Annotated in this window: 8 protein-coding genes; 7 read left to right on the forward strand and 1 reads right to left on the reverse strand. The window is 71.5% G+C overall.

All coding sequences use genetic code 11. From position 1 onward, the window contains the following. Window positions 1-128 precede the first annotated feature (128 nt). The 5 genes from IPZ69_RS36365 (at window position 129) to IPZ69_RS36385 (ending at window position 7,252) form a co-directional block, all read left to right on the forward strand. Window positions 129-1,274: a PP2C family protein-serine/threonine phosphatase gene (locus IPZ69_RS36365; RefSeq protein ID WP_235458965.1), complete on the forward strand. Its 1,146-nt coding sequence runs from the start codon at window positions 129-131 to the stop codon at window positions 1,272-1,274. 81 nt (window positions 1,275-1,355) lie between these two features. After that, complete coding sequence (gene phoU, locus IPZ69_RS36370) at window positions 1,356-2,027, forward strand: phosphate signaling complex protein PhoU (RefSeq protein WP_235458966.1); 672 nt, start codon at window positions 1,356-1,358, stop codon at window positions 2,025-2,027. Window positions 2,028-2,352: 325 nt separating this feature from the next. Continuing rightward, on the forward strand, window positions 2,353-3,543 hold the full coding sequence (locus IPZ69_RS36375; protein ID WP_235458967.1) for an NAD(P)/FAD-dependent oxidoreductase: 1,191 nt from the start codon (window positions 2,353-2,355) through the stop codon (window positions 3,541-3,543). 10 nt (window positions 3,544-3,553) lie between these two features. After that, window positions 3,554-4,489, forward strand: coding sequence for a sigma-70 family RNA polymerase sigma factor (locus IPZ69_RS36380; protein ID WP_235458968.1), 936 nt, complete (start codon window positions 3,554-3,556; stop codon window positions 4,487-4,489). A 219-nt stretch (window positions 4,490-4,708) separates the two neighbouring features. Then, on the forward strand, window positions 4,709-7,252 hold the full coding sequence (locus IPZ69_RS36385) for an amino acid permease (RefSeq protein WP_235458969.1): 2,544 nt from the start codon (window positions 4,709-4,711) through the stop codon (window positions 7,250-7,252). A 10-nt stretch (window positions 7,253-7,262) separates the two neighbouring features. On the opposite strand, the gene IPZ69_RS36390 is transcribed toward IPZ69_RS36385, so the two are convergent. Next, entirely contained in the window at window positions 7,263-7,754 is a 492-nt protein-coding gene (locus IPZ69_RS36390; RefSeq protein WP_235458970.1) for a MarR family winged helix-turn-helix transcriptional regulator, read from the reverse strand. A 121-nt stretch (window positions 7,755-7,875) separates the two neighbouring features. Between IPZ69_RS36390 and IPZ69_RS36395 the strand changes: the two genes are divergently transcribed. Together IPZ69_RS36395 and IPZ69_RS36400 are read left to right on the forward strand one after the other, a co-directional pair. Further along, the gene (locus IPZ69_RS36395) at window positions 7,876-8,253 is read left to right on the forward strand and encodes an HGxxPAAW family protein (protein ID WP_235458971.1); all 378 of its coding nucleotides are present in this window, start codon (window positions 7,876-7,878) and stop codon (window positions 8,251-8,253) included. A 97-nt stretch (window positions 8,254-8,350) separates the two neighbouring features. Then, window positions 8,351-9,229 carry a DUF2797 domain-containing protein gene (locus tag IPZ69_RS36400; protein ID WP_235458972.1) on the forward strand — a complete coding sequence of 293 codons (879 nt, stop codon included), beginning with the start codon at window positions 8,351-8,353 and terminating at the stop codon, window positions 9,227-9,229. The last annotated feature ends 85 nt before the right edge of the window (window positions 9,230-9,314 follow it).

A 9,314-nucleotide genomic window follows, 5' to 3' on the forward strand; every position in this document is an offset into this window, starting at 1 on the left:
TGCGCCAGGGCACGGATCGCCGGTTCCGTCTCTGTCATGGGCTCCTTACTGTTTCTCCCGCGTCTATGGCCGCAGCTTAGGTATCGCGAGGGTTCGCAAACGCTCACGTCACGGTGCAGTGTGGAGCCGTGGACATACGGCGAGGCTGGGCTGGTGTGCGGCCGCCGTGGCAGTCAAGCCATGCGCTGCTGGTGATCCCGATCGTGCTCATCGTGGTGATCACGGTGGTGGACCAGTTGGTCCCGGCCGATGTCCACCTCGGTCCGCTGCTGGTCATTTCTCCTGCGATCACCGCCTCGTTTGCCGGTCCCTGGCTGACCGGGCTGATCGGGTTCCTGGCTGTGGCGGCGCAGGGCTACATCGGGTGGCACTTCCACGTCCTGTTCTCCCGAAATGTGCTGGTGCAGATCCTCGCCCTGGCGGTGCTCTCAGCCCTGATCGTCTTCTTCTGCGTGATGCGCGAGCGTCACCGCCGCCAGCTGGCCCAGGTGCGCTCGGTCGCCGAGGCCACGCAGCACGCTCTGCTGTGGCCGCTGCCTGGGCAGATCGGCCCTGTGCAGATCGCCTGCCTGTACCTGGCCGCCGAGGACGAGGCACAGATCGGAGGTGACCTGTACGCCGCCACGTACATCGACAGCTGTGTGCGGGTCATGATCGGTGACGTACGAGGCAAGGGGCTGTCCGCCATCGGCGAGGCCGCCCTACTGATCGGGGCCTTCCGCGAGGCCGCTCACCAGCACACCACCCTGCCGGCGCTGGCCGCTGCCCTGGAACAGAGCGCGGACCGCAACCTGGCCCACTTGGAGGTGGACGGGGAAGAGGGCGAACGGTTCGCCACCGTGCTGTTGGTGGAGATGCCCGATGAAGGCCCCGTTATCCGGGTCGTCAGCTGCGGACATCCGCCACCTCTGCTGCTCAGCCACGGCAGCGCCGTGACGATTCCTGTCCATCCCGCGCCCCCGCTCGGGGTCAGCGGTTCAGTGCCGGTGGACTACACCCTCGATGTTTTCTCCCTCGCGCCCGGCGACACCCTCCTGCTCTACACCGACGGTGTCATCGAGGCCCGAGACGCCACCGGCACCTTCTACCAGCTCACGCAGCGGGCCGCCCGGTGGAGCGGCAGTAGTCCCGAAGCGCTGCTGCATCACCTCCGGCGCGATCTGCTCGCCCACGCCGGGGGCCGGCTTCACGACGACGCCGCGCTGGTAGCGCTGCGCTGCAGGCCCGACGCAGACGCAGACCGCCACCCTCACGGGCGCGGCAGGCGGCCGTAGTGCAGGCAGGGGCCTGCAGAAAGGGTGTGAAAGTCTGGCAGCTGACGGTATTCGGATGAACACACTGCGAGAGGGAGTGCGATGCGGGAGGCGTATCACGAGGAGCTGGCCGCGCTATGCGATGCACTGGTCGAGATGGCTCGGCTGGTAGGTTCCGCGATCGGCCGGGCCACCACCGCCCTCCTGGACGCCGACCTGCCGCTGGCGGAGAGCGTCATCGCGGCTGACGTGAAGGTCGACGACCTTCAGCGGGATCTGGAGGACCGGGCGATCGCCCTACTGGCTCGACAACAGCCGGTCGCCACCGACCTGCGGACCGTGGTCACCTCCCTGCGCATGAGCGCGGACCTGGAACGGTCCGGGGACCTGGCCCAGCATGTGGCCAAGCTGGCCAGGCTCCGGTTCCCCGAACAAGCGATTCCGGGCGATCTGCACCGCACAATCCTGGAAATGGGCCAGCTCGCCCAGCGCCTCATGGCTCAGGCCGCCGAAGTACTCATCACCAAGGACATCGCCGCAGCGTTGCAGCTCGAACAAGACGACGACCGCATGGACGAGCTGCACCGCACGATCTTCCAGCACCTCCTGGACGACAGGTGGAAGCACGGGGTAGAGACGGCCGTCGACGTCACGCTGGTCGGCCGCTACTACGAACGCTTCGCCGACCACGCCGTCTCCGTCGCCCAGCGCGTGGTCTACCTCGTCACGGGCGAGCGCGCAGACGAACTCGACCCTGGCACCGTCGCGCCCTGACGCGGGGCCCGGCCAGGCCGAGTTCTGACATGAGCCACCGACGGCAACCCTGACGGCAACGACGGCACACAGAGACCGTTGATCACGGCCATCAGCGATCAGCCGGGAGGAGGTGGAGCCCCCGCACGGCCGCCTGCCCGATCCTACGGATCAGAAGGTTGCAGGTTCGAATCCTGCCGAGTGCGCAGCACGCCAGAGGCCCTGTGGATTATCCACGGGGCCTCTGGCTTTTGCCTGTTCGGTGGCCCGGGTCACACCCGGCTTCTGTCAGCAATCGGGGCGCCGTCTCGTTCAAGGGGCACGCGAACGAGACAGGAGCAACGACATGAAGCACCGCATCGTCGTACTCGGCGCTGGATACGCCGGGGCCTTCGCCGCGGGGAACCTGGCCCGCCGGCTCTCCCCCGCCGACACCGAGATCACCGTCGTCAACGCCGTACCCGACTTCGTCGAGCGGATGCGGCTCCACCAGCTCGCGATCGGCCAGGACCTCGCGTTCCGCAAGCTCGCCGACGTGTTCGCGGGCACCGGGGTGCGGCTGCGGCTGGCGCGCGTCACCGCCGTCGACCCCGAGCGCCGGATCGTCGCCGTGACGGGTGAGGACGGCGACGGAGAGCTCGCGTACGACACGCTCCTCTGCACGCTCGGCAGCTCCGTGGCCCGGCACGGCGTGCCCGGCGTGGCCGAGTACGCCTTCGACGTGACCGGCCGGTCCTCGGCGCTGCGGCTGCGCGAGCGCCTGGCCGGCCTGGGCGAGGGCGGCACCGTGCTGGTCGTCGGCGAGGGGCTGACCGGCATCGAGACCGCCACCGAGTTCGCCGAGTCCCGGCCCGACCTCTCGGTCGCGCTCGCCGCCCGCGGCGAGCTGGGCGCCCGGCTCTCCCCGAAGGCCCGCCGTCACCTGCGCCGGGCCTTCGACCGGCTCGGCATCACCGTCCACGAGCACACCGGCATCGAAGCCGTCGAGCCCACCCGGGCGATCGCCGCCGACGGTACGTCCGTCCCGGCCGACGTGACCGTGTGGTCCGCCGGGTTCGCCGTGCCCACCATCGCGGCAGCCGCCGGCCTGGAGGTCGCCGGGACCGGCCGGATCGTCGTCGACCGCACGATGCGCTCGGTCTCGCACCCGGACGTCTACGCCGCCGGTGACTGCGCCTACGCGATCGGCGAGAACGGCCGGCCGCTGCCGATGTCCTGCGCCTCGGCCGGCTACACCAACATGCAGGCGACCGCCGCGATCATCGCGCGCCTGACGGGCGGCGAGGTCCCGACCACCGGGCTGAAGTACTACGGCAACCACATCAGCCTCGGGCGGCGGGACGCGATCTTCCAGATGGTGGACGGGGACGTCCGGTCGAAGTCCTGGTACCTGGGCGGCCGGACCGCCGCGCGCCTCAAGTCGGGCGTGCTCAAGGGGGCCGGGTGGAGCATCGTCCACCCGACCTTCGGCCTGCCGAAGCGCAAGCGCCGCCTGGCCACCGCGCCCGACCGGGGCGGTGTGCGGGCCGCCGCCTAGGCTGCCCCGCATGGACAGCGCAGCCCTCGATCGGTTCGAGGCCGGCCGGGACCGGCTGGCCTCGCTCGCGTACCGTCTGCTCGGCTCGGCCGCCGACGCCGAGGACGCCGTACAGGACACGTTCCTGCGCTGGCAGGCCGCGGACCGGGAACGGATCGAGGTGCCCGAGGCGTGGCTGACCAAGGTCGTCACCAATCTCTGCCTCGACCGGCTCCGCTCGGCGCAGGCACGCCATGAACGCGCCGTCGGCGACTGGCTGCCCGAGCCGCTCCTCGAAGGCGACCCGATGCTCGGCCCCGCCGACACCTTCGAGCAGCGCGAATCGGTGTCCTTGGCCGTACTGACCCTCATGGAGCGCCTCGCGCCGGTCGAGCGGGCCGCCTACGTCCTGCGCGAGGCGTTCTCGTACCCCCACGCCGAGATCGCCGTGCTCCTCGACATCACCGAGTCCGCGAGCCAGCAGCACGTCCACCGGGCCCGACGCCGGGTCGTCGCCGAGCGCCGGGGCGGCGAGGTGGACCCCGCGTCCGCGCGCCGGATCGTCGAGGAGTTCCTCGCCGCCGCCACATCGGGGCGCACCGAACGGCTGGTGGCGATGCTCACCGCCGACGCGACCGCGGTCTCGGACGGCGCCGGACTGGCCAGGCGGCTGCTGCGGTACACGACGCGCGAGCGCATCGCCTCCTACGTGCGGGCCGGCTTCAAGCCCACCGCGGCGAAGCGGCGGCTGGCCGGCGGCTCCCCCGCGCTCCACATCGCGTGGGTCAACGGCTCCCCGGCCGTCGTCGCCGTGATCGACGACCGCGTCGTGGGCGCCGTGGCGTTCGAGGTCGGCGACGGCAAGATCGCGTCCCTGCGCGGCATCGCCGCCGCGGACCGGCTCGTACGCCTCAGTGCGGCCTGGCGGCAGAACGAACCCGAGGCGCCGGTCGTCGACGCGTGGTGACCGGCGCCCGCCGCGGGTGCGCCCCCGGTCCGCCCGCCGGTCCGGCCGGACCGTCCGGTCGTACGACGGCCGCCCCCGTGGCCGTCCGCTGCTGTTGCGGACCGGCGAGGCGCGGAGTTGCAATCGAGTGTGAGGCTCTTCGGCGATGCCGTTTCCGTCGGCCGACCCGCTCCGGGCACGGGGCCCGGCCGGAAAGGACTCAAGGCCGACGCACTGGGCATGTTCTCCTCGGTCGTCATCGGTCTGGCCTCCACCGCCCCGGCCTACAGCATGGCCGCCACGCTGGGGATCATCGTGGCCGCGGTCGGGCTGCAGGCCCCGATCGTCACCATGCTGTCGTTCATCCCGATGCTGCTGATCGCGTACGCCTTCCGGGAGCTCAACGCGAGCAACGCCGACTGCGGCACCACCTTCACCTGGGCCACGCGCGCCTTCGGCCCGCGCCCCGGCTGGATGGGCGGCTGGGGGATCATCGTCGCCAACATCATCGTCATGGGGAACCTCGCCGTGCTCGCCGGTACCTACAGCTTCCGGTTGGTGGGCCTGGACGGGCTGGCGGAGAACCGGACGTGGACCACCGTCGCGGGCATCGTCTGGCTCGCCGTGATGACCGTGGTCTGTTACGTCGGCATCGAGTTCTCGGCCGCGGTCCAGCGCTGGCTGCTGTGCCTGGAAGTGGTGATGCTGATCCTGTTCTCCGTCGCCGCGCTGGTGAGGGTCTACACCGACCCTCCGTCGACGGCGATCCATGTGTCCGCCTCCTGGTTCAACCCCTTCGAGGTGACCTCGACGAAGGCGCTGACCTCAGGCCTCCTGGCGGGCGTCTTCATCTACTGGGGCTGGGACAGCGCCGTCTCGGTCAACGAGGAGACCGTCGACAGCGCGCGCGTCCCCGGGCGCGCCGCGGTCATGTCCACCGTGATCCTGCTGGGCATGTACGCGCTGGTGGCCACCTCGGCGCAGGCGTTCGCGGGGGTCGGCACCTCGGGCATCGGGCTGGCCAACGAGGGCAACGTGGACGACGTGCTCTCGGGCCTCGGCGAGGCCGTGTTCGGGAACCAGGACGCGGGGCTCGTCCTGCTCAGACTGCTGATCCTGATGGTGCTGACCTCGGCGCTGGCCTCCGCCCAGACCACCATCCTGCCCCTGGCCAGGACCGTCTTCTCCATGGCGGTCCACAAGGCGCTCCCCTCCCAGTTCGCCCGGGTGCACCGCAGATTCCTCACCCCGACCTGGGGAACCCTCGGCATGGGAGCGGCGTCGATCGCCTTTCTGGTCCTGCTGACGTCGTTCAGCGGAAACGTCCTGGTGGACACGGTCGACTCGGTCGGCCTCGCGATCACCTTCCAGTACGGACTGACCGGCTTCGCCTGCCTCTGGTACTACCGCAAGATCCTCGGCCGCAGCGTCAAGGACCTGGTCTTCAAGGGTCTGTTGCCCGGGCTGGGCGGGCTGGTGATGCTCCTCCTCTTCTTCTACGCCGTCTTCGTCTACGCGGCCCCCGGGTACGGCGCGACCACCGTCGACCTGCCGCTGATCGGACCGACCGGCGGGGTCACGGTCGTGGGCCTCGGCGCGTTGCTGATCGGTCTCGTGCTGATGCCGCTGGTCACCCGCGGGCACACGGCCGCCCTCAAGCTCCAGCGGAGTCTGCTTCCGCGCCATCTGCCGCCGCAGACCGCCATCGAGTCGGCCCGCCGCTATCTGCCCGCCGACAGCGGGACCGGCGTCGGGGGCGACTGGTTCGACGTCATCCCGCTCTCGGGCACCCGGGTCGGCCTGGTCGTCGGGGACGTACTCGGCCACGGGCTGCACGCCGCCGCGGCCATGGGGCGGCTGAGCACGGGCGTGCGGGTGCTGGCCCGGCTGGACCTGGCCCCGGACGAGGTCCTCACCCGCCTGCACGACCTGGTCGAGCAGACCGCGCACGAGCGCGCACCCGGCCACCACTCCTTCCTCGCACGGCCGCACGCCACCGAGATCAGCGCGGTGACCTGCCTGTACGCGGTGTACGACCCGGTCTCGGGACGGTGCACCCTGGCCCGGGCGGGGCCCTCTCCCCTGGCGGTCGTCGATCCGCGTACGGGTGTCACAGGCTTCCCGGAACTGCCGACCGGGCCGCCGCTGGGAGTCGGCGGCCCGCCCTATGAGAGCGCCGAACTGCGGCTCGCGCCGGGCAGTGTCGTCGCCCTGTTCACGGACGGCCTCCTCCAGGCGGCCGACGGTCCCGCCGACGGGCTGCGGCGGCTCGGCCGGGTCCTCGCCGAGTACCGGCGGCCGCTGTACCAGCTGTGCGACGAGGCGGTGACCTGTCTGCTGCCCGGGGCGGTCGACGAGGACGCGACGCTGCTGCTGGCCCGCACCCGCATGCTCGACCGGAACCAGTTCGCCCAGTGGGAGGTGACCGCGGACCCGGCCGCGGTCGGTTCGCTGCGCACCACCGTCAGCAAGCAGCTCGACGAGTGGGGGCTGCACGATCTGTCGTTCACCACCGAGCTCGTCATCAGCGAGCTGGTCACCAACGCCATCCGTTACGTCGGCGGACCGATCCAGGTCCGTCTGATCCGGGACCGGACCCTGATCTGCGAGGTCTCCGACACCGGGCACACGACCCCCAACCTGCGGCACGCCGCGAGCGACGACGAAGGCGGCCGGGGGCTGTTCATCATCGCCCAGATGACCCACCTCTGGGGGACGCGCTACACGGACACCGGAAAGATCATCTGGACCGAACAGCTCATGTCGCCCGCGGGCGAGACATAGACCCGGCCCGTCAGCACTGCTCCTCCGGGTCGTTCCGGTTCAGCTTCTCCAGATACTCGTGGGCCAGGGCGGTCGCGCGGGTGAACCAGTCCGTCAGCACCGAGAGTTCGTCGGGGGAGTAGTCGCCGAACAGCTCCGTCAGGCGCTTGTAGTGGCCCGCGTAGCCGGCCTCGACGCGGGCGACGGCGTCCGGCACGGCGGCCACGCGCACCCGACGGCGGTCCGCCGGGTCGGGGCGGCGGGTGACGTAGCCGGCGCGTTCGAGGCGGTTGAGGATTCCGGTGACCGCCCCCGTGGTGACGTGGGCGCGGGCCGCCAGGTCGCCGGCGGTGAGCAGGTCCTCGCCGGCCTCCAGGACGAAGGCGAAACAGGTGAGGTCGGTGACGTTCAGACCCAGCCGCCGGGCCAGTTCCTGCTGTCCGATCAGGTGGGCGGCGATGAGGTGGTCCATCGCCGACAGCGCCTGGGCCCCGGTGGCGGCCGGTCGCGGCGTGCCGTGCATGTTTCCCGATTCTCTTAGCTCGTGAGGGATTTAGGGAGTAAATTTCTTTCGTGGTGAGGGAGTCTAGGTGCCCTCACGCCGGACGCGGGGTTTGCGCTGTCTACGAGACGGAGGCGGGTACGTGAGCGGTCATCTGCACGACGAGGGGCACACGGTCGCGGGCTGGACCGGTTTCGGCATCGCGACCATCGGGACCGCGGCGGTGGGGGCGGGGGTGATCATGGCCTCGGTCCCCTGGGTGGTCGTCGGCGGGGCCGTCATCGCCGTCGCCGTCCTGGTCACCTGGTACCTCCATCTCGCCGGCTGGGGCAAGCCCCCGGGCCACCGCCCCAGGTCGCAGTGGCCCCTGGGGGTGCGGGACACCGGAGCCCGTCAGGGCCACCCCGGCTGCGTCGGCTGCCGCCTTGCGGGCCGCACCCGCGGCACCTCGACCCTCGAACCCCGGCCGGCCGCCGCGACCGGGGACCCGGAGCCGGCGTCGGCGGAGGCCGGAGGCTGATCGAGCACGGGAACCCCCGCGCACACCCCCGCGGCTCCCCACTGCGGCGCCCCGCTGCCGCTGGCGCTGTCAGTGGGTCGTCCTACCCTCAAGAGCGATGGCACAGGTGTGGAAGTGCGCGGGACTGCGGTGGGCGGCCGACGGTGCCGTGCTGGTGTGGGACGGGGGGCGGCGCAGCGCGCTGTCCAGGGGGAAGAGCGTGGCCTTCGAGGTCGCCGGAGAGGGTGGGCGGCGTTGCGTGGGAGCGCGGGGGAACCCGTGTCCGGTGCGGGCGGTCGTGTCGGGACGCAGTACCGGCGCGCGGTGCGAGGAGTGCGCCCGGCTGGACCGGGCGCACTCCGTGGCCGCCGACACGATCGCGGACGACCCCCGGCCCTACCGCGTCTACCTGGCGTGGTTCGGGCCGGGCATGGTCAAGGTCGGGATCACGGCCGCCGAGCGGGGCCCGGCCCGGCTGCTTGAGCAGGGCGCCGTCTGTTTCAGCTGGCTCGGCGTCGGCCCGCTGATGGCCGCTCGGCGCACGGAGGAGCTGTTGCGGGCCGCGCTCAAGGTCCCCGACCGGATCCCGTACGCCGCCAAGCGCGCCGTGCGGTCCGCGCTGCCGGAGACCGAGGCCGAGCGGGCCGCGGAGGTGACGGCGCTGCACGCGCGGGCACTGGAACTCGACGCCTGGCCCGAGTCGCTCGTCCGTCAGCCGTGCCAACCCGTCGACCACGTGGGCGTGTTCGGGCTCCAGGGGCTGCCCGCCGCCGTGGGCGAGGTGGCCGAACTGGTCCACGGGGGCACGGTCAGCGGCGAGTTGGCCGCGGTCGCCGGACCCGATCTGCACCTGGCCACCGCGCGCGGGCTCGTCGTCCTCGACTCCCGGCTGATGACCGGGTGGGAGCTGGGCCCGGGTGGTGCGGGCGGCGAACTTACCGTGCCGGTAAGGGAGTTCAGAGGTGAGGCGGCGGGTCTGCAGGACGGGCTGTTCTGAAGGTCAAGAGTTGGATCCCGTACGGATCCCTTTGGGCAAGGTCCCTGGACCCGGGCGGCGGGCAGGCCGACCCTGGACGTCATGA

The organism is Streptomyces olivochromogenes (assembly GCF_021538895.1).
Taxonomy (GTDB): domain Bacteria; phylum Actinomycetota; class Actinomycetes; order Streptomycetales; family Streptomycetaceae; genus Streptomyces; species Streptomyces olivochromogenes_A.

Bases quoted from the DNA above. Each gene is read 5' to 3' on its own strand.
- IPZ69_RS36375 (WP_235458967.1), top strand. From the start codon at position 2,353: ATGAAGCACCGCATCGTCGTACTCGGCGCTGGATACGCCGGGGCCTTC.
- phoU (WP_235458966.1), top strand. From the start codon at position 1,356: ATGCGGGAGGCGTATCACGAGGAGCTGGCCGCGCTATGCGATGCACTG.
- IPZ69_RS36390 (WP_235458970.1), bottom strand. From the start codon at position 7,754: ATGCACGGCACGCCGCGACCGGCCGCCACCGGGGCCCAGGCGCTGTCG.
- IPZ69_RS36380 (WP_235458968.1), top strand. From the start codon at position 3,554: ATGGACAGCGCAGCCCTCGATCGGTTCGAGGCCGGCCGGGACCGGCTG.
- IPZ69_RS36400 (WP_235458972.1), top strand. From the start codon at position 8,351: ATGGCACAGGTGTGGAAGTGCGCGGGACTGCGGTGGGCGGCCGACGGT.
- IPZ69_RS36385 (WP_235458969.1), top strand. From the start codon at position 4,709: ATGTTCTCCTCGGTCGTCATCGGTCTGGCCTCCACCGCCCCGGCCTAC.